General features: G+C 70.3%; 18 protein-coding genes. 10 read left to right on the forward strand and 8 right to left on the reverse strand.

Annotation, left to right across the window (positions count from 1 at the left end; genetic code table 11):
* The first annotated feature begins 44 nt into the window (after nucleotides 1-44).
* Both NOO62_RS22975 and NOO62_RS22980 read left to right on the forward strand, forming a co-directional pair.
* Nucleotides 45-1,268: a PLP-dependent aminotransferase family protein gene (locus NOO62_RS22975; protein WP_268772776.1), complete on the forward strand. Its 1,224-nt coding sequence runs from the start codon at nucleotides 45-47 to the stop codon at nucleotides 1,266-1,268.
* 110 nt (nucleotides 1,269-1,378) lie between these two features.
* A complete protein-coding gene (locus NOO62_RS22980; protein ID WP_268772777.1) occupies nucleotides 1,379-2,320 on the forward strand; it encodes a hypothetical protein in 942 nt (313 codons plus the stop codon).
* 45 nt (nucleotides 2,321-2,365) lie between these two features.
* Here the strand turns inward: NOO62_RS22980 and argS are convergent, their stop codons facing one another.
* Nucleotides 2,366-4,126 carry an arginine--tRNA ligase gene (gene argS / locus NOO62_RS22985; protein WP_268772779.1) on the reverse strand — a complete coding sequence of 587 codons (1,761 nt, stop codon included), beginning with the start codon at nucleotides 4,124-4,126 and terminating at the stop codon, nucleotides 2,366-2,368.
* 156 nt (nucleotides 4,127-4,282) lie between these two features.
* Between argS and lysS the strand changes: the two genes are divergently transcribed.
* Nucleotides 4,283-6,064, forward strand: coding sequence for a lysine--tRNA ligase (gene lysS, locus NOO62_RS22990; RefSeq protein ID WP_268772780.1), 1,782 nt, complete (start codon nucleotides 4,283-4,285; stop codon nucleotides 6,062-6,064).
* A 92-nt stretch (nucleotides 6,065-6,156) separates the two neighbouring features.
* Nucleotides 6,157-6,366 (forward strand): hypothetical protein, encoded by a 210-nt coding sequence (locus NOO62_RS22995; RefSeq protein ID WP_268772781.1) that lies wholly within the window; start codon nucleotides 6,157-6,159, stop codon nucleotides 6,364-6,366.
* 16 nt (nucleotides 6,367-6,382) lie between these two features.
* Here NOO62_RS22995 and NOO62_RS23000 read toward each other — a convergent pair whose 3' ends face one another.
* The 3 genes from NOO62_RS23000 to NOO62_RS23010 all read right to left on the reverse strand — a co-directional run bounded on the left by NOO62_RS23000 (nucleotide 6,383) and on the right by NOO62_RS23010 (nucleotide 9,953).
* Nucleotides 6,383-7,735 (reverse strand): DUF2637 domain-containing protein, encoded by a 1,353-nt coding sequence (locus tag NOO62_RS23000; protein ID WP_268772782.1) that lies wholly within the window; start codon nucleotides 7,733-7,735, stop codon nucleotides 6,383-6,385.
* Nucleotides 7,736-7,985: 250 nt separating this feature from the next.
* On the reverse strand, nucleotides 7,986-8,858 hold the full coding sequence (locus tag NOO62_RS23005) for a DUF3558 family protein (RefSeq protein ID WP_268772783.1): 873 nt from the start codon (nucleotides 8,856-8,858) through the stop codon (nucleotides 7,986-7,988).
* A 144-nt stretch (nucleotides 8,859-9,002) separates the two neighbouring features.
* Nucleotides 9,003-9,953, reverse strand: a complete 951-nt coding sequence (locus tag NOO62_RS23010; RefSeq protein WP_321170595.1) for a DUF3558 domain-containing protein — start codon at nucleotides 9,951-9,953, stop codon at nucleotides 9,003-9,005.
* Nucleotides 9,954-10,133: 180 nt separating this feature from the next.
* Between NOO62_RS23010 and NOO62_RS23015 the strand changes: the two genes are divergently transcribed.
* Nucleotides 10,134-11,327 carry an RtcB family protein gene (locus NOO62_RS23015; RefSeq protein ID WP_268772784.1) on the forward strand — a complete coding sequence of 398 codons (1,194 nt, stop codon included), beginning with the start codon at nucleotides 10,134-10,136 and terminating at the stop codon, nucleotides 11,325-11,327.
* Between the two features lie 27 nt (nucleotides 11,328-11,354).
* Here the strand turns inward: NOO62_RS23015 and NOO62_RS23020 are convergent, their stop codons facing one another.
* The 3 genes from NOO62_RS23020 to NOO62_RS23030 all read right to left on the reverse strand — a co-directional run bounded on the left by NOO62_RS23020 (nucleotide 11,355) and on the right by NOO62_RS23030 (nucleotide 12,783).
* Nucleotides 11,355-11,564 carry a hypothetical protein gene (locus tag NOO62_RS23020; RefSeq protein ID WP_268772785.1) on the reverse strand — a complete coding sequence of 70 codons (210 nt, stop codon included), beginning with the start codon at nucleotides 11,562-11,564 and terminating at the stop codon, nucleotides 11,355-11,357.
* Between the two features lie 2 nt (nucleotides 11,565-11,566).
* On the reverse strand, nucleotides 11,567-12,331 hold the full coding sequence (locus NOO62_RS23025; RefSeq protein ID WP_268772786.1) for an SDR family NAD(P)-dependent oxidoreductase: 765 nt from the start codon (nucleotides 12,329-12,331) through the stop codon (nucleotides 11,567-11,569).
* Between the two features lie 116 nt (nucleotides 12,332-12,447).
* Nucleotides 12,448-12,783: a YnfA family protein gene (locus tag NOO62_RS23030; protein WP_268772787.1), complete on the reverse strand. Its 336-nt coding sequence runs from the start codon at nucleotides 12,781-12,783 to the stop codon at nucleotides 12,448-12,450.
* 438 nt (nucleotides 12,784-13,221) lie between these two features.
* Here NOO62_RS23030 and NOO62_RS23035 point away from each other — a divergent pair, with 438 nt between their 5' ends.
* On the forward strand, nucleotides 13,222-14,346 hold the full coding sequence (locus NOO62_RS23035) for an LLM class flavin-dependent oxidoreductase (RefSeq protein WP_268772788.1): 1,125 nt from the start codon (nucleotides 13,222-13,224) through the stop codon (nucleotides 14,344-14,346).
* A complete protein-coding gene (locus NOO62_RS23040) occupies nucleotides 14,343-14,972 on the forward strand; it encodes an FMN reductase (protein ID WP_268772789.1) in 630 nt (209 codons plus the stop codon). Before NOO62_RS23035 ends, NOO62_RS23040 begins: the two co-directional genes overlap by 4 nt.
* A gap of 19 nt (nucleotides 14,973-14,991) precedes the next feature.
* Here NOO62_RS23040 and NOO62_RS23045 read toward each other — a convergent pair whose 3' ends face one another.
* Complete coding sequence (locus NOO62_RS23045; protein ID WP_016640275.1) at nucleotides 14,992-15,429, reverse strand: hypothetical protein; 438 nt, start codon at nucleotides 15,427-15,429, stop codon at nucleotides 14,992-14,994.
* 335 nt (nucleotides 15,430-15,764) lie between these two features.
* Between NOO62_RS23045 and hemL the strand changes: the two genes are divergently transcribed.
* The 3 genes from hemL (at nucleotide 15,765) to NOO62_RS23060 (ending at nucleotide 19,214) form a co-directional block, all read left to right on the forward strand.
* Nucleotides 15,765-17,090, forward strand: a complete 1,326-nt coding sequence (gene hemL, locus NOO62_RS23050) for a glutamate-1-semialdehyde 2,1-aminomutase (protein WP_268772790.1) — start codon at nucleotides 15,765-15,767, stop codon at nucleotides 17,088-17,090.
* Nucleotides 17,087-17,779, forward strand: coding sequence for a histidine phosphatase family protein (locus NOO62_RS23055; RefSeq protein ID WP_268772791.1), 693 nt, complete (start codon nucleotides 17,087-17,089; stop codon nucleotides 17,777-17,779). Before hemL ends, NOO62_RS23055 begins: the two co-directional genes overlap by 4 nt.
* Nucleotides 17,780-17,993: 214 nt before the next feature.
* Complete coding sequence (locus NOO62_RS23060) at nucleotides 17,994-19,214, forward strand: hypothetical protein (protein WP_268772792.1); 1,221 nt, start codon at nucleotides 17,994-17,996, stop codon at nucleotides 19,212-19,214.
* Nucleotides 19,215-19,253 lie beyond the last annotated feature (39 nt).

The following is a 19,253-nucleotide window of genomic DNA, read 5'->3' on the forward strand; positions in this document are numbered from 1 at the left end:
CTTAGGGTGCGGGCACAGCCGCCAGCGCCGAAGGAGCCGTCGCCGTGACCGTCACCGAGCCCGCCCGTACCGCAGCCCCCCTGCCGCCGCTCGCCGCGCGCGCCGCGGCCGTCGGAGGCTCGCCGGTACGGGACATCCTCGCGGTCACCGCGCGGCCCGAGGTCATCAACTTCGCGGGCGGCCTGCCCGCCCCCGGCCTCTTCGACGGCGAGGGCATCGCGGCCGCGTTCCGCGCGGTCCTCGAAGAGATGCCCGAGCGGGCGCTCCAGTACGCGACGACCGAGGGCGAGCCCGCCCTCCGTACCGCCATAGCCGCCCGCACGACCGCCCGCGGACTGCCCACCGACGCCGACGACGTGCTCGTCACCACCGGCTCGCAGCAGGCCCTCTCCCTCCTCGCGACCGCGCTCGTCGAGCCCGGCGACACCGTCCTCGTCGAGAACCCCTGCTACCTCGCGGCCCTCCAGGCCTTCGCGTTCGCGGGCGCCCGCGTGGTGCCCGTGCCCTGCGACGCGTCCGGCATCGACCCCACCGCCCTCGAAGACCTCGTCGCCCTGCACCGCCCCAAGCTCCTGTACACCGTCCCCACCTTCCAGAACCCGACAGGACGCACCCTGCCCGCCGACCGGCGCGCGGCGATCGCCCGCGTCGCCGAACGGCTCGGACTGTGGATCGTCGAGGACGACCCGTACGGCGAACTGCGCTTCGAGGGGGAGCGCGCGCCGTGGATCGCCACGTACTCCGGCGCCGGGGACCGGACCGTGCTCCTGTCCAGCTTCTCCAAGGTCATGGCGCCCGGCCTGCGGCTCGGCTGGCTGCGCGCCCCCGCCGGACTGCTGCGCGCCTGTGCCGTCGCCAAGCAGGCCGCGGACCTGCACACACCCACCGTCAACCAGCTCGCCGCGGCACGGTACTTGGCCGACCGGGACCTGGACGCGCACGTCGCACACGTCGCGGGCGTCTACCGCGAGCGGCGCGACGCGATGCTCGCGGGCCTCGCGGACGCGCTCCCGGAGGGCTCCTCCTGGCTCCGGCCCGAAGGCGGCATGTTCGTGTGGGCGAAGCTCCCCGACGGCCACGACACGACGGAACTGCTGCGGACCGTCATCACGCACGACGTCGCCTACGTCCCCGGCGCCCCCTTCTTCGCGGGCGAGCCCGACCGGACGACCCTGCGCATGTGCTTCGTGACGCAGACGCCCGACGAGATCGCGGAGGGGCTGCGGCGACTCGGACGGGCGCTTGAGGTCGCCTCCGGTGAAAACTGAGCGAACTCGCGTGATCGCGGAGGCAGTTGTCGGTGCCCGCGCCTAGGGTGACCTCTGTTGAGCATTCATCCGCCCGGGGAGTGCGGATGCTTCACACCGAGGGGATTGCCATGCGCATCACAGCTCTGTCCGCCAAGAGACTCGGACACGCCCTCGTCGGCGTCGCGCTGACCGGCGGGCTGCTCGCCGTCGCCGCGCCCGCGCGGGCCGCGGCGGGCGACCCGGTCGCCGTCAGCTCGTACGCGTACACGAGCGCGGCGGGCGACTACATCGGCCAGGGCGAGTCGGGCACGTACAAGGACCCGCAGAGCCCGTTGCGGATCAGCGGCACCGCGGAATCCCTGACGGTGCGGCTGCCCGACGCGGGGTGGAGCATCGACATCGCGGCGCCCCGGGGCGAGAAGCTGCGCCCCGGCGTCTACCGCGGCGCCGAGCGCGCCGCGTTCCGCACCGGCCGCTCGCCCGGCCTCGACGTCAGCGGCGGCAGCCGGGGCTGCAACGAGGTGTACGGGCAGTTCGCGGTCAACCAGATCGAGACGGACGCCGACGGCAACGTCACCGTCCTGGACGCCTCGTTCACGCAGAACTGCGAGAGCGCCACGGCCCCCGCGCTCAAGGGCGCCGTCAAGTACCGCGCCTACCCGCTGTCGTACCGCTTCCAGAGCGACCCCGACGACTACATCGGCGGCGGCCGCACCGTCTCCTACACCGGCTCCACCAGCACCTTCGGGGCCTACGGCGACGCATCCCGGGTGCACTACACGGCGTCCGGGAAGCGCGACGGCTGGTCCGCCGACCTCGGCGCGCCGAAGGGGCAGACCCTGGAGGTCGGCAAGACCTACCAGGCCAACCGGTTCGGCGACGACGGCCTCGCGGAGCTCGACGTCAACGGCAACGGCCGGGGCTGCAACACCACGTCGGGCGAGTTCAAGGTGACCAAGCTCGCCCTGAACGAGGCCGGTGAACTGAAGGCGTTCGCCGCGACGTTCAAGCAGTACTGCGGCAGTGGTGGCACCGCCGCGCTGAACGGCACCATCCACTACTACGCCTGACCCGGCCCCGTAAGAACCGTCGGCCCCGTCAGGACCGCCCGGGCGTCAGAGGCGCTCGGGCGTCCTGATGCCGAGCAGCTCCATGCCCTTGTGCAGCGTCCGCGCCGTGATGTCGCACAGGAACAGGCGGTTCTCGACCTGGGCCGGGGTGTCGGCCTTCAGGACCGGGCACTGGTCGTAGAACGTCGTGTACAGCGACGCCAGCTGGTAGAGGTACGCGGCCAGCTTGTGCGGCGCGTACTCCGCCGTCGCGTCCGCGATCAGCTCGCCGAACGCGTCCAGGTGCAGGCCGAGCGCCCGCTCCGCCGGGGCGAGCGCGAGCTCCGGGTGCGCGGTGGGCCGCGCGTCGTCGCCCGCCCTGCGCAGGATCGACTTGATGCGCGCGTACGCGTACTGGAGGTAGACCGACGTGTCGCCGTTCAGGGAGACCATCTGGTCGAGGTCGAACTTGTAGTCACGGTTCGCCGACGTCGACAGGTCCGCGTACTTCACGGCGCCGATGCCGACCTGGAAGGCCCGCTCCTGGATCTCCTCCTCGGTGAGGTCCCGCGCCTTCTCCCGCACGACGTCCGCCGCGCGCTGCACCGCCTCGTCGAGCAGGTCCTCCAGGCGCACCGTCTCACCCGCACGCGTCTTGAACGGCTTGCCGTCCGCGCCGAGCACCGTGCCGTAGCCCATGTTGTGCGCGGTGACGTCGTCGTTCAGCCAGCCCATCCGGCGGGCCGCCTCGAAGACCATCTTGAAGTGCAGCGACTGCCGCACGTCCACCACGTACAGCAACGTCGACGCGTTCAGGTCCAGGACGCGGTCACGGATCGCGGAGAGGTCCGACGCCGCGTAACCGAAGCCGCCGTCCGCCTTCTGCACGATCAGCGGGACCGGCTGGTCGTCCTTGCCGCGGATCTCGTCGAAGAACACGACGAGCGCGCCCTCGGAGCGGACGGCGACCCCCGACTCCTCCAGGAGACGGGCGGTCTCCGGCATCAGGTCGTTGTACGCGGACTCGCCCACGATCTCGTCGTCGCGGACCTCCATGTCCAGCTTCTCGAAGACCGAGTAGAAGTAGACCTTCGACTCGTCGACGAAGCGTTGCCACAGGTCGAGCGTCTCCTTGTCCCCGGACTGCAGGGCGACGACCCGCTTGCGGGCCCGCTCCTTGAACTCCTCGTCCGAGTCGAAGACGGCGCGCGAAGCCTTGTAGATCCGGTTCAGGTTCGACATGGCCTGCTCGCCGTCGACCTCGTCGGCCGGGGCCAGCTCGCCCGGGTTCTCGATCAGGTACTGGATGAGCATGCCGAACTGGGTGCCCCAGTCGCCGATGTGGTGGCGGCCGATCGTCTTCTCGCCGGTGAAGTCCAGCATGTGGCGCAGCGCGTCGCCGATGACGGCGGAGCGCAGGTGACCGACGTGCATCTCCTTCGCCACGTTCGGCTGCGCGTAGTCGATCACGGTCGTGCCCGCGGCGGGGTTCAGCGGTACGCCGAGCCGGTCGCCGTCGGCGGCACGGGCCGCGAGCGTCTCCGTGATCGCCTTGTCGGTGACCGTGACGTTCAGGAACCCGGGGCCCGACACCTCGACGTCGGCGAGCAGCTCGCCGTGGGTGATCCGCTCGACGACTTGGGCGGCCAGCTCGCGCGGGTTCGCCTTGGCCTTCTTCGCGAGCGCCAGGATGCCGTTGGCCTGGTAGTCGGCCCGGTCGCTTCGTCGCAGCAGCGGGTCGGCGGCGCCGGCCTCCGGCAGGGCAGCCGAGAGGGCGTCCGCGAGGCGCTGGTGGACGGAGGCGGTGAGGGACGTGACCGAGGCCATGAATGGGTGCCGTTCTGCTCGGGTGCCTGGCTGTGCTGAAGCTACGGAAACCGAGTATCCCACGCGGTGAAAAGCTGTTTTCGCGGTTAGGGGGCGACCTGGGAGAATGGCTCCGTCAAGCGGTACTCGCGTAGAAGAAACACGTAGAAGAAAGGCGTGCCGATCGTGGCTCAGAGCACCGATACCACCGACTGGGTCTCCCGCTATGCGGATGAGGTCATCGCCGAGTCGGAGCGTCGTGCCCCGGGCGCGAAACACGATGGCGCGGCCGCGCCGGTGGTCGTCGTCGCCTCCGGGCTCTCCCCCTCCGGTCCCATTCACCTGGGCAACCTCCGTGAGGTCATGACCCCGCACCTGGTCGCGGACGAGATCCGCCGCCGTGGGTACGAGGTCCGTCACCTCATCTCCTGGGACGACTACGACCGGTACCGCAAGGTCCCGGCCGGCGTCCCCGGCATCGACGAGACCTGGGCCGAGCACATCGGCAAGCCCCTGACGTCCGTCCCGGCCCCGGCCGGTTCCGCGTACCCGAACTGGGCCGAGCACTTCAAGGCGGCCATGACCGAGGCGCTCGCCGAGCTGGGCGTGGAGTACGACGGGATCAGCCAGACCGAGCAGTACACCTCCGGTGTCTACCGCGAGCAGATCCTGCACGCGATGAGGCACCGCGGTGACATCGACGCGATCCTCGACCAGTACCGCACCAAGAAGGACCCCGCGAAGGGCGGCAAGGGCAAGCAGCAGCAGAAGCCCGTCGACGAGGCCGAGCTGGAGGCCGCCGAGGGGTCGGGCGCGGCCTCCGAGGACGACGGCAGCGGCGGCACCAGCGGGTACTACCCGTACAAGCCGTACTGCGGGCAGTGCGAGAAGGACCTGACGGCCGTCGTCTCGTACGACGACGAGACCACGGAGCTCGTCTACACCTGCACGGCGTGCGGCTTCGGCGAGACCGTCCGGCTCAGCGAGTTCAACCGCGGCAAGCTGGTCTGGAAGGTCGACTGGCCGATGCGCTGGGCGTACGAGGGCGTCGTCTTCGAGCCGTCCGGCGTCGACCACTCGTCGCCGGGCTCGTCCTTCGTCGTCGGCGGCCAGATCGTCCGCGAGATCTTCGACGGCGTGCAGCCGATCGGCCCCATGTACGCCTTCGTGGGCATCTCCGGCATGGCGAAGATGTCGTCCTCCAAGGGCGGCGTGCCCACCCCGGCCGACGCCCTGAAGATCATGGAGGCGCCGCTGCTGCGCTGGCTGTACGCGCGCCGCAAGCCCAACCAGTCCTTCAAGATCGCCTTCGACCAGGAGATCCAGCGGCTCTACGACGAGTGGGACAAGCTGGAGGCGAAGGTCGCCGAAGGATCGGCGCTGCCCGCGGACGTCGCCGCGCACTCGCGGGCGGTCCGCACGGCCGCCGGTGAGCTGCCGCGCACCCCGCGCCCGCTGCCGTACCGCACGCTGGCCTCCGTCGCCGACATCACCGCCGGCGCCGAGGACCAGACCCTGCGCATCCTGCGGGACCTGGACCCCTCGGACCCGATCACGTCCCTCGACGAGACCCGGCCGCGCCTCGACCGCGCCGAGAACTGGATCACCACCCAGGTCCCGGCCGAGGCCCGCACCATCGTCCGCTCCGAGCCGGACACGGAGCTCCTGTCGTCCCTGGACGACGCGGGCCGCGAATCCCTGCGCCTCCTCCTGGAGGGCCTGGACTCGCACTGGTCCCTGGACGGCCTGACCCACCTCGTCTACGGCGTGCCGAAGGTGCAGGCGGGCTTCTCCGCGGACGCGACGGCGAAGGAACTCCCGGCGGAGATCAAGGGCGCCCAGCGCTCCTTCTTCGCCCTCCTCTACCGCCTCCTGGTCACCCGCGAGACGGGCCCGCGCCTGCCCACGCTGCTCCTCGCCGTCGGCGCGGACCGCGTGCGCAAGCTGCTGGCCGCGTAGGACCCCACGCGGGTCCTGTGCATCCTTCGGACTACCTCCGGTTCGGCCGGAGGCAGGACGCGGACGGCTGATCCCCGGCCGATGGTGGACGCATGAGAGAAATCATCGCCATCGTCGGCTGGGTCGTCGGCATCCAGGGAGCACTCGGCGTCGCCGGACGGACGTTCGGCGACGAGCCGTGGGGCATGCTCAAAAAGTGGTGGGACGTGCCCACGCCGCTCTACGCGGCGCTCCTCGTGGCGGGCGTAGTGCTCGCCGTGTACGGGGAGACCGCGAAGAAGAGGCGGCGGGCGCGCGTCTGACTCAGGGTGTCGGCGGTTACGCGATGTGGTCTTCCATGAGCTCGTTCTCGAGGCGGGCCGAGAAGCGGTCCATGTAGTTGTTCAGCTCGCGGGACTGGAGACGCAGACCGAACGCCGCCTCCGCGTTGGCCGCGAACGCACCCGGGGTCGGCATGCCCTCACCCTCTATCGAGTGCCGGAACACCTGGTACAGGTCCTCGTCGGAGGGGGCCGGGGCGGGGACGGGTCCCATGTGCTGCTGCGGGGTGCCGCCCTCGCCGAGGGGGCGGGTGCCGCCCGCGCCGTTCGGCACGGGGAAGGCCTGCTGGTCGCCCTGGTCGCCCTGGTCGCCCTGGCCGTCCTGCCCGTCGGGCGCCTGCTGTCGCTCCTGCTCCGCGTACCACTCGTCGTACGGGGCCACCGGGGCGTACGACGCGTTGTGCGCCGCGAACCAGGGGCTCGCGTGGTTCGCGACGGGGAGGGCCTCCTCGGGGGCCGGGGTCTCGGCCGCGGACTGAGAGTTCGTCTGGGGGTCTGTCTGCGGGTCCGTCCGCGGGTCCGTCCGCGGGCCCGGTTGGGGCTGCGCGGGACCCGGGGCGGGTCCGGACTCCGGCGCCGCCGTCAGCTGAGGCTGCTGCGGACCCTCGGATGCCTTCGTCGCCTCGGGCGCCTTCGTCATGGAGACCGCGGGCGCAGGCGGGAGCAGGACCGGATCGATGCCCGCCGCCGCGAGCCCCGCCGGAGCCGTCTCGGCGAGCGGAACCCCGTAGCGGGCCAGGCGCAGCGGCATCAGGGACTCCACCGGAGCCTTGCGACGCCAGCCGCGGCCGAAGCGGGCCTGGAGGCGCGCCTGGTAGACGAGGCGCTCCTGTTCGAGCTTGATGACCTGCTCGTAACTGCGCAGCTCCCACAGCTTCATGCGGCGCCACAGCTTGAACGTGGGAATGGGGGAGAGCAGCCAGCGCGTGAGGCGCACGCCCTCCATGTGCTTGTCGGCGGTGATGTCCGCGATCCGGCCCACCGCGTGCCGCGCCGCCTCGACGGCCACCACGAACAGCACCGGGATCACCGCGTGCATGCCCACGCCCAGCGGGTCGGGCCAGGCCGCCGCGGCGTTGAACGCGATCGTCGCCGCCGTGAGCAGCCACGCCGTCTGCCGCAGCAGCGGGAAGGGGATGCGGAGCCAGGTCAGCAGGAGGTCCAGGGCGAGCAGCACGCAGATGCCCGCGTCGACGCCGATGGGGAAGACCACCGAGAAGTCGCCGAACCCCTTCTCCTCGGCGAGTTCGCGCACGGCCGCGTACGACCCCGCGAAGCCGATCCCGGCGATGACGACCGCTCCGGCGACGACCACTCCGATGAGTATCCGGTGCGTGCGTGTCAGCTGCATCGCGGCCACCCGCGAACCCCTCCCTGTGCAAGACCGTGTGCCGGCTTGTAGCGGCTAGTGGCGCCGTGCGGCGCCGTATTGCGAGCGACAGCCTGGCACATACGTACGGAACGCTGTGTGCCGGTACGTGTGCCGGTACGTGTGCCGGTACGCCAGGAGCCCGGCCCGTGAGGGGCCGGGCTCCGTCAACTCGCCTGGTGAGGGCGCGTGTTGGGTGCGCCGGGCGCGCGCGTGGCGCTCTGCGGAAGCGTCAGGACTTGGTGCCGCTGCCGCTCTTCTTCTTGTCGTCGGACTTGGAGTCGTCGGACTTGGAGACGTCGGACTTCTTGTCGTCCGACTTCGGCTTGTCGCTCGCGCCCGACGACGCCTTGCCGCCGCCCTCGTTGGCCGCGACGACCGACTCGGCGGCCTCCTTCGCGGCCTTCTGCGCGTCCTTGCCCAGCTTGCCGGCGTCCGGGGACTTGTCGCCCGCGAGGCCCGCGCCGTTGAGGTCGACGGTGATGACCGCGTTCTCCACGCGCGTCACGAACGTCTGCTGCTTGAAGGTGTCCTTGTCCTTCTTCAGGTCGTACCGCACGAGCGTCGCCTGCTGGCCGACACCCTGCACCGGCTCCGCCTTGACGCTCTTCGCGCCCTTCGTCGCCTGCGCGTCGGCGACCTGCTTCGCGAAGCTGTCCTGCGCGCGCTTGGCACCGCTGCCGAGCGACGCGTCCGACTCGAAGCGCATCAGCGAGACGCGCAGCCAGCGGAACTGCGAGCCGTCCACGCCGTTGTTGTCGAGGCTGTCCCAGGAGCAGCTGCCGCGCAGCGCCGTGTCGCTGGACGTGCCGGCCTTGCCGGACTTGTCCTCCGCCTTCGGCACGAGCTCCTCGAGCGTCTTCTTCGACAGGACGTCGCAGGGCTCCGGAAGCTTGGCGTACGCGGCCATCTCCACGCTCGGGGCGTCGTCGCCGGACTTGGCCGACGCCGAGGACTTGGCGCCCGAGTCCTTCTTCGACGCGTCGGATCCGGAGTCGGAGCCGGAGTCGGAGGAGCAGCCGGCGACGAGGATCACCGGTACGGCGGCCGCGCAGACGAGGAGGCGGCTGCGGAGCTGTCGCTTTCGCTGTGCAGGTCGGTGCATGGTTCCTTCACTCTGTTCGTCTCGTGACGTCCAGTTCGTCTCGTGACGTCGTCGGGTCCGAGGGGCCACGGTACGCGCATGGGACGGCGGACGACTCCGCTTCAGGCCGTCGGGGGCCCCGCCCGTACCCGCTCCCGTCACCCGCTACTCGTCGAAGTCGCCGGCCAGGCTGTCGGCCAGGTCCTGCGCTTTGTCCTGCATTTCCTTGCTGTCGGGGACATCCGTGCGACGGCCGGGCTGCTCGTCGTACTCGATGGTCACGATGACGTTCGACGTGCGGAACACCACAGTCACGGTGCGGTGACGGGAGGCGGAGGTGGCGGTGGTGAGGGCGTCGTCGAGGAAGGCCTCGTCGCCGAGGTCGGGGAGGGTGCGGGACTCCAGGCCCGGGGGCGGGGTCGAGGGCGCGGAGGAGTCGGCGCCGTCGAGGGCGGCGCCGTCGTCCTCCGGGCCCTGATCGGTGCCCTTACGCGTGCCCTTGCGGCTGCCCTTGTCGTCGTCCGCGCGGGCGTTCTTGCCGCCCTGGGCCTTGTCACCGGGGCTTTCGCTGTCGTCGGAGCTCTTGCTGCTGTCAGGGCTCGCGTCGTCGTCCGGGTCCTCGCTCTCCGTGTCCTCGCTCTCGGTGGGCGAGTCGGTCGGCCGGGAGAGGCCCGCCTCGCGCAGCTTCGTCGCGTAGACCTCCGCGGCGCGGGCGTCGTCGCTGACCGAGCCGTCGTACGACACGACGCGCTCGAAGTCGATGAGCAGGTGGTGGGAGGCGCCGGTCGACTCGATCTTCCAGTTGCAGCCCACGCGGCGGTCCGTGTCGTACGTGACCGTGGGCGTGCCCTCGTACGCCTTCTCGCGCTGCTCGGGGTCCCCCATCTCCGGGATGCCGGGCAGCATCGAGTCGAGGGTGCCCTCGTCGACCTCGCCGCAGGGCTCCGGGAGGGTGCGGTACTTGCCGGGCTGCGCCGGGGCGTTCGAGCCGCCGCTGCCGCCCGGCTTGGAGTCGTCGCTCTCGTCACCGCCACCGGACCCGCCGGTGCAGCCGGTCAGCACGACCGCGAGGAGCGCGGCGACGCCCGGTACACAGGCCTTGGCCTTCAGCTGCACCGTATGGCTCCTCTCGCCTGGCTCTGCCTGGTTATTGGGTTGCCGCTGATGGGCGACCGGTGGACACAATGTGTATCGCACGCGCTGCCGTGGACGCCGGTCCGTCACCCCTTTCGTTGACCTTGGCGCCGGTATTTGCGCTTCTAGGCTTGTAGTTGTTTACGGGGGAATGAGGACGATATGTCGTATGTAGAGGTTCCCGGGGCGAAGGTCCCGATACGGATGTGGACGGATCCGGCCACGGTCGAGGACTCGGCGATGCGCCAGCTCCAGAACGTGGCGACGCTGCCGTGGATCAAGGGCCTGGCGGTCATGCCGGACGTCCACTACGGCAAGGGCGCGACGGTCGGCTCGGTGATCGCCATGCGCGGCGCGGTCTGTCCGGCGGCGGTCGGCGTGGACATCGGCTGCGGGATGAGCGCCGTCAAGACGTCGCTCACCGCCAATGACCTTCCGGGTGACCTGTCCCGCCTGCGCTCGAAGATCGAGCAGGCGATTCCGGTGGGGCGGGGCATGCACGATGACCCCGTCGGGCCGGGGCGCTTCCATGGGATGGCGACTGCGGGGTGGGAGGACTTCTGGGGGCGGTTCGACGGGATCGCCGAAACGGTCAAGTTCCGTCATGAACGTGCCTCGAAACAGATGGGAACGCTTGGATCCGGGAACCACTTCATCGAATTCTGTCTTGATGAGTCAGGTTCGGTCTGGCTGATGCTGCACTCCGGCTCCCGCAACATCGGCAAGGAGCTGGCCGACCACCACATCGGAGTGGCTCAGGGGCTCGCGCACAACCAGGGCCTGGTCGATCGGGACCTCGCGGTCTTCATCGCGGACACCCCGCAGATGGCGGCGTACCGGACCGACCTGTTCTGGGCCCAGGAGTACGCGAAGAAGAACCGCGCGATCATGATGGCGCTCTTCAAGGACGTGGTCCGCAAGGAGTTCAAGAAGGCCAGGCCGACGTTCGAGCAGGAGATCTCCTGCCACCACAACTACGTCAGCGAGGAGCGCTACGACGGGATGGACCTGCTGGTCACCCGGAAGGGCGCGATCCGTGCCGGCAGCGGGGACTACGGCATCATCCCGGGCTCCATGGGCACCGGCTCGTACATCGTGAAGGGCCTCGGCAACGAGTCGTCCTTCAACTCGGCCTCGCACGGCGCGGGGCGGCGGATGAGCCGGGGCGCGGCCAAGCGCCGCTTCTCGACGAAGGACCTGGAGGAGCAGACGCGGGGCGTCGAGTGCCGCAAGGACTCGGGCGTCGTGGACGAGATCCCGAGCGCGTACAAGCCGATCGAGCAGGTCATCGACCAGCAGCGGGATCTCGTCCAGGTCGTGGCGAAGCTGAAGCAGGTCGTCTGCGTGAAGGGGTGAGGGCCTGCGTGCCGGGCCCTTCGTCCGTCACTTCGCGTGGGTGACCGCGTAGATCATGACGAACGCGACGATGTGGATGCCGAAGAGGAAGTACGCCAGGTACCACCAGACCAGGCGTTCGTTCTTCGCCTCTTCGGCGAGAGTGCGGGCCTCGTGTTCGTGGGTGAGGCGTTCCAGGGGGTCGGGGGAGTCCGCGGAGTACGCGGGGCGGCCTGGGTCGTCGCCGGGGAGGCGCATGGTCAGGACTCCCTGTGGACCTTGCTGTTGGAGGCCTGGGCGCGCGGGCGGACCACCAGGAGGTCGATGTTGACGTGCGGGGGCCGCGTGACCGCCCACGTGATCGTGTCCGCCACGTCGTCCGCGGTGAGCGGCTCGGCGACGCCCGCGTAGACCTTCGCGGCCTTGTCGGCGTCGCCGCCGAAGCGGGTCAGGGCGAACTCGTCCGTCTTGACCATGCCGGGGGCGACCTCGATGACGCGGACCGGCGTGCCGACGATCTCCAGGCGCAGGGTCTCGGCGAGTACGTGCTCGGCGTGCTTCGCGGCCACGTAGCCGCCGCCTCCCTCGTACGTGCCGTGTCCGGCGGTCGAGGAGAGGACGACCACCGTGCCGTCGCCGCTCGCGGTGAGGGCGGGCAGCAGGGCCTGGGTGACGTTGAGCGTGCCGATGACGTTCGTCTCGTACATCTGGCGCCAGTCCGCCGGGTCGCTGCTCGCCACGGGGTCCGCGCCCAGCGCGCCGCCCGCGTTGTTCACCAGGACCGCGATCTTGCGGAACGCGGTGGCGAACTCGTCCACGGCCGCGCGGTCGGTGACGTCGAGCGCGTACGCGACCGCGTCGTGTCCGGCGTCGCTCAGCTCGGCGGCGAGCGCCTCGATGCGGTCCTTGCGGCGCGCGGTGAGGACGACGCGGTAGCCCGCGGCGGCGAGGCCGCGGGCGGTGGCGGCGCCGATACCGCTGCTCGCGCCGGTGACGATCGCGATGCGGGTGGCTGCGGCGGTCATGGGCGCTCCTCGGCAGGCGTGCGGATTGGGGTCGGTGGGCCTTCGGTCAGGATATGCGGGCCGTTCAGTGGCTCCGCGGCGCCCGGTCCATCAGTGGCTCCGCGGTGCCCGGTCGTTCAGCGGCCCCGCGGCGCGTACATGATCACGGCCATACCCGCGAGGCAGATCAGCGCCCCCGCGACGTCCCACCGGTCGGGCCGGTAGCCGTCCGCGACCATGCCCCAGACGATCGACCCCGCGACGAAGATCCCGCCGTACGCCGCGAGAATGCGGCCGAACTCCGCGTCGGGCTGCAGCGTGGCCACGAAACCGTAGATGCCGAGCGCGATCACGCCCGCGCCGATCCACGCCCATCCCTTGTGCTCCCGCACGCCCTGCCAGACGAGCCAGGCCCCGCCGATCTCGAAGAGCGCGGCCAGGACGAAGAGTGCGGCGGAGCGTGCGGTGAGCATGGTCAACAGGGTGGCAGAGCGGGCGTGCGTCGCACGATTGCTGTCCGGCGCGGGTATCGGGCAGCGGCAGTGCAACGGCGCGGGCTGCTGATGAGTGAGCTGTCCGTCGAGTCGCGGCGCTGCATGGCCTCGTACGCCCGCCCGCACCCCTCGGCGGCGTGGCGGGGACCGTCACCTCCTGTGGACGCGTCTGACAGGGAGGGATGGTAGGGCCCGCGGAGCCCGTCCGCCCGGAGTGTCGCGTTTCTTCGAGCCGCGGGTCCCCTCCCCTTCGTACCGTCGTCCCATGGACACTTCACGCACCCCCTCCGACCTCAGCACCGGCCAGGGGCGGGCCTCCCGGGAATAGGCCGGGGCGCACCCCTGTTCCGTGGGTATAGTTGAACCGTCAACAAGTACGCGGAAGCGACACGCGGACCCGCGGAGAGTGAGCCAGCCATGCAGTTCGGGATCTTCAGCGTCGGCGACGTGACCACCGACCCGACCACCGGCCGCACGCCGACCGAGGCCGAGCGGATCAAGGCCATGGTCGCCATCGCGCTCAAGGCCGAGGAGGTCGGCCTCGACGTCTTCGCGACCGGCGAGCACCACAACCCGCCCTTCGTGCCGTCGTCCCCGACCACGATGCTCGGCTACATAGCCGCCCGCACCGAGCGCCTCGTCCTGTCCACCTCGACCACGCTCATCACCACCAACGACCCGGTGAAGATCGCCGAGGACTTCGCGATGCTCCAGCACCTCGCGGACGGCCGCGTCGACCTGATGATGGGCCGCGGCAACACAGGCCCGGTCTACCCGTGGTTCGGCAAGGACATCCGCCAGGGCATCAACCTCGCCGTCGAGAACTACGCCCTCCTGCGCCGCCTCTGGGACGAGGACGTCGTCACCTGGGAGGGCAAGTTCCGTACGCCGTTGCAGTCCTTCACCTCGACGCCCCGGCCGCTCGACGGCGTCGCGCCCTTCGTCTGGCACGGCTCGATCAGGTCCCCTGAGATCGCCGAGCAGGCCGCGTACTACGGAGACGGGTTCTTCCACAACAACATCTTCTGGCCCGCCGAGCACACCGCGAAGATGGTGGAGCTGTACCGGTCGCGGTACGCGCACTACGGGCACGGCACGCCCGAGCAGGCGATCGTCGGGCTCGGCGGGCAGGTGTTCATGCGCAAGAACTCGCAGGACGCCGTACGGGAGTTCCGGCCCTACTTCGACAACGCGCCCGTGTACGGGCACGGGCCTTCGCTGGAGGAGTTCACCGCGCAGACCCCGCTCACCGTGGGCTCCCCGCAGCAGGTCATCGAGCGGACACTGTCCTTCCGCGACACCGTGGGCGACTACCAGCGGCAGCTGTTCCTGATGGACCACGCCGGGCTGCCGCTGAAGACCGTTCTGGAGCAGCTCGACATCCTCGGCGAGGAGGTCGTCCCCGTGCTGCGCGAGGAGTTCGCCAAGAACCGCCCGGCAGGCGTCCCGGACGCGCCCACGCACGCGACGCGCGTGGCCGGAGTCTCCGCCGACGTGGACCGGCACCACCGCACCACCGCACAGGAAGAGGTCACCGCATGAAGCTCGTCGTCGTGTCCGCAGGGCTGAGCGTGCCCTCGTCCACCCGCCTGCTCGCCGACCGGCTCGCCGCCGCCGTCGGGCAGCACGCCGACGTCGGCGTCGAAGTGGTCGAACTGCGCGACCTCGCGGTCGGGATCGCGCAGAGCCTCACGACCGGGTTCCCCGGGCCCGCCCTGGACGCGGCGATCGGCGCCGTGCGCGACGCCGACGGTCTGATCGCCGTCACGCCCGTCTTCTCCGCGTCGTACAGCGGGCTGTTCAAGTCCTTCTTCGACGCGGTCAGCGGGTTCGACAAGGACGCGCTGGCGGGAAAGCCGGTCCTCGTCGCGGCGACGGGCGGCACGGCCCGGCACTCCCTCGTCCTCGACCACGCGCTGCGGCCCCTGTTCGCGTACCTGCGGGCCGTCGTCGTGCCCACCGGGGTCTACGCGGCGTCCGAGGACTGGGGCGCGGAAGGGCTCGCGGAGCGTCTTGACCGGGCGGGCGCGGAGCTCGCGCGGCTCATGGGGTCGGTGTCCGGGAACGGAACTGCCGTCGGGCTCGCCGTCGGGACCGCAGCCGGGGCCGCCGACACGCCGGTCGTCGTCCCGTTCGAGCAGCGACTCGCCGCCCTGCGGGAGCGCTAGCCGAGATCGGCGGGGCCGCTCAGGGCCACACCAGGCAGTACGCCTGGTGGCCCGCGTCGTGCAGGCGATGCGAGAAGTCCTGCCACTCGTGCAGGAGTTGGTACACGTTGAAGGCGTCGCGCGGGCCGCCGCGGTCCGGGACCGTGGACCATATGAACGCCGCGGCGCCCACCGACTCCTCGCCGATGCCGCGCAGCGGGTCGACGACGGTCATGGGGAGCTTCACCACGGCGTAGTCGGGGTGGAGGACGACGAGTTCGAGCGGGGGGACCTTGTGCAGGGGTATGCCCTCGATGCCGGTCAGGACCATCGCGGCCATCGTCTCCGGCTTGATCTTCGTGAACATGCCGCCCATGCCGAGCTCGTCACCGCCGAGCTCCTCGGGCCGCATCGAGATCGGCACGCGGGCGGCGGTCGCGCCGTCCGGGGCGCCGAAGTATTTGTACGTCACCCCCACCCCGCCACTCCTGCTGCTCACCCGGTCCCGCCTGGACTCGCCGGAAGCGACGGGCGTCTGGTCGGACGCCTGCGCCGGTTCCGCTTCCGCTTCGCGTCGGTGCTTGCCCCGCCGGGCACGCCGGGGGCCCAGGCCGTCGGTCCCCTCGCCCAGTCCGCCACCGCGATGCATATCTCCACCCGACTGCTTTGCCAGGGCGGCACGGCCCTGTCTTTTCTAGGCCTCGCGGCCCCCGCCACGCAACCCGATCATCGTGTCAGTGACCTCCCCCACGCTCACCCGCTAAAACGTGGAGTGAAACACCTGTCCGCAGGATGTCCGCGCCCTCTGACACCATGGCTCGTGTGAGCTTCCCGTATAGCGCCCCAGTTTCGCAGACTCTTTTCGACCGTGCGGCGGCCGTGACGCCCGGCGGTGTGAACTCTCCCGTGCGCGCGTTCCGCGCTGTGGGTGGTACGCCCCGTTTCATGGTGTCCGGTGCCGGTCCGTACCTGACTGATGCCGACGGCCGTGAGTACGTCGACCTCGTGTGCTCGTGGGGTCCGATGATCCTCGGGCACAGCCACCCCGAGGTGACCGCCGCCGTGCAGGAGGCCGTCGCGCGCGGCACCTCCTTCGGTACGCCCGGTGAGGGCGAGGTCGCGCTCGCCGAGGAGATCGTGGCCCGCGTCGAGCCCGTCGAGCAGGTGCGGCTCGTCTCCAGCGGCACCGAGGCGACCATGTCCGCCATCCGTCTCGCGCGCGGCTTCACCGGCCGCGCCAAGGTGATCAAGTTCGCGGGGTGCTACCACGGGCACGTCGACGCGCTGCTCGCCGCGGCGGGTTCGGGCGTGGCGACGTTCGGCCTGCCGGACACCCCGGGTGTCACCGGCGCCCAGGCGGGCGACACCATCGTCGTCCCGTACAACGACATCGAGGCCGTGCACGAGGCCTTCCACAAGTACCCCGGTGAGATCGCCTGCGTGATCACCGAGGCGTCGCCGGGCAACATGGGCGTGGTGCCGCCGCGCCCGGGCTTCAACGAGGGCCTGAAGGCCGCCTGCGCCAAGAACGGTGCGCTGTACATCTCGGACGAGGTGATGACCGGCTTCCGTACGTCGAAGGCCGGCTGGTTCGGTGTGGACGGTGTGACGCCCGACCTGATGACCTTCGGCAAGGTCATGGGCGGCGGCTTCCCGGCCGCGGCCTTCGGCGGCCGCGCGGACGTCATGGCGCACCTCGCCCCGGCGGGCCCGGTCTACCAGGCGGGCACGCTGTCCGGTAACCCGGTCGCGACGGCCGCGGGCCTCGCGCAGCTGCGTCTCCTGGACGACGCCGCGTACGACAAGGTGGACGCCGTCTCCGCGGAGCTGCGCTCGCTCGTGACGGAGGCGCTGAGCAAGGAGGGCGTCGCCCACCGCCTGCAGAACGCGTCGAACATGTTCTCCGTCTTCTTCACCGACCGCGAGGTCCGTGACTACGAGGGCGCGAAGGCGCAGGAGTCCTTCCGCTTCACCGCGTTCTTCCACTCGATGCTGTCGCAGGGGGTCTATCTGCCGCCGTCGGCCTTCGAGTCCTGGTTCGTGTCCACCGCCCACGACGAGCGGGCGATCGAGCGGATCGCCGCCGCCCTGCCGGGGGCCGCGCGCGCGGCCGCGGAAGCCACGGAGGTCCCCGCATGACCGGCACCCCGGCGGGCGACGAGCTGACCGTCGTCCACGTGATGCGCCACGGCGAGGTGCACAACCCGGACGGGATCCTGTACGGGCGGCTGCCCGACTACCACCTGTCCGAGCTGGGCCGCCAGATGGCGGACCGGGTCGCCGAACACCTCTCCCGGCGCGATGTCACGCATGTCGTGGCCTCGCCGCTGGACCGCGCCCAGGAGACGGCCACGCCGATCGCCAAGGCGCACGGCCTCGACCTCGCCACGGACGGGCGGCTCATCGAGGCGGGCAACGTCTTCGAGGGCAAGACCTTCGGTGTCGGGGACGGCGCGCTGAAGAACCCCGACAACTGGAAGCACCTCGTCAATCCCTTCAAGCCCTCCTGGGGCGAGCCGTACGTCGAGCAGGTCGTACGGATGATGGGCGCCCTGGACGCGGCGAAGGACGCGGCCCGCGGGCACGAGGCGGTGTGCGTCAGCCACCAGCTGCCGATCTGGATCGTGCGCAGCTTCGTGGAGAAGCGCCGCCTCTGGCACGACCCGCGCAAGCGGCAGTGCACCCTCGCGTCGCTGACGACGTTCACCTACCGCGGCGACAAGATCGTTTCGGTGGGGTACTCGGAACCCGCGAGGGATCTGGTGCCCGCACATCTCCTCGCCGGCGCCAAGCCGGTGAAGGGCAAGGGCAAGGCATTCGGCGCCTGAGGGCAACTGCTTTTCCCTTTAGGGCAACTCGGGGCATCCCTGATTATCGACGTCGCGTAATCGCGCAGCGACTGTATGTCCCCTTCCGGTAAAACAACATAAATAACTGCGGCTTACCGGAACCCCGGTGATCGTCGCGCCCTCTAACGGGTCGTCCGTCTTGCATGGCAGATAGAGCAGGGCCGGACCCAAGGGCGCGACGATTGGGGATGGAATGCGCGACATCAGCCGCAGGGGAATGCTCGGACTCGGAGCCGGTACGGCCGCCGCTTTCGGGCTCGCGGCATGCGGCTCCGGGGGCGGCGGCGATTCGTCGGGGCCCGCGGGAAAGGCCGGGGACGAGCCGGGCGGCGCGAACAAGCAGCCGGCCAAGCCGATCGGTGACGGCTCGACCTCGTACACCGGCAAGCAGCCCCACCAGCCGGGCAAGCCGGTTCCGCTGAAGCCGGGCGAGACGCCGCCGCAGTTCGTGATCTTCTCCTGGGACGGTGCGGGCGAAGTGGGGAACGGTCTGTTCCCGCGCTTTTTGAAGCTCGCCAAGGAGCACGACGCGCACATGACGTTCTTCCTCTCGGGGCTTTATCTGCTCCCGGAATCGAAGAAGCGGATGTACCGTCCGCCGAACAACGGAGTCGGCGCATCCGACATCGGTTATCTCACCGACGGTCACATCAAGGACACACTGAAGTACGTTCGTGAGGCATGGCTCGACGGCCATGAAATCGGCACGCACTTCAACGGGCACTTCTGCGCGGGCACGGGAACGGTCGCCAACTGGACGCCCGCGCAGTGGCAGGACGAGATCGACCAGGCCAAGTCCTTTGTCAAGAAGTGGCGTACGAACACGGGTTGGACCGATCTGCCTTCGCTGCCCTTCGACTACGACAAGGAACTCGTCGGCGGCCGCACCCCGTGTCTGCTCGGCCAGGACAACCTGCTGCCGACGGCGAAGAAGCTCGGCTGGCGCTACGACGCGTCCTCGCCCGGCGGCCGCCAGCGCTGGCCGCAGAAGAAGATGGGCATCTGGGACCTGCCGCTGCAGGCCGTGCCCTTCCCCGGGCACTCCTTCGAGGTCCTGTCGATGGACTACAACATCCTCGCCAACCAGTCGAAGAACTCCACGAAGGCTCCCTCGTACAACTACCCGGGCTGGCGCAAGCAGGCCACGGAGGCGTACATATCCGGCTTCAAGCGGGCCTACGAGTCCAACCGTGCGCCGTTCTTCATCGGCAACCACTTCGAGGAGTGGAACGGCGGCATTTACATGGACGCCGTGGAGGAGGCCCTGAAGCACATCGCGGGCAAGAAGGACGTGCGCCTCGTCTCGTTCCGCCAGTTCGTCGACTGGCTCGACGTACAGGACCCGAAGATCCTCACCAAGCTCCAGGGCCTCGAGGTCGGCCAGCAGCCGGCGGGCGGCTGGAAGAGCCTCTGAGACGGGCCCCCGGTCCGCTCTGAAGAGGGGACTTCGTTC

The organism is Streptomyces sp. Je 1-369 (assembly GCF_026810505.1).
In the GTDB taxonomy this organism is placed as follows: domain Bacteria; phylum Actinomycetota; class Actinomycetes; order Streptomycetales; family Streptomycetaceae; genus Streptomyces.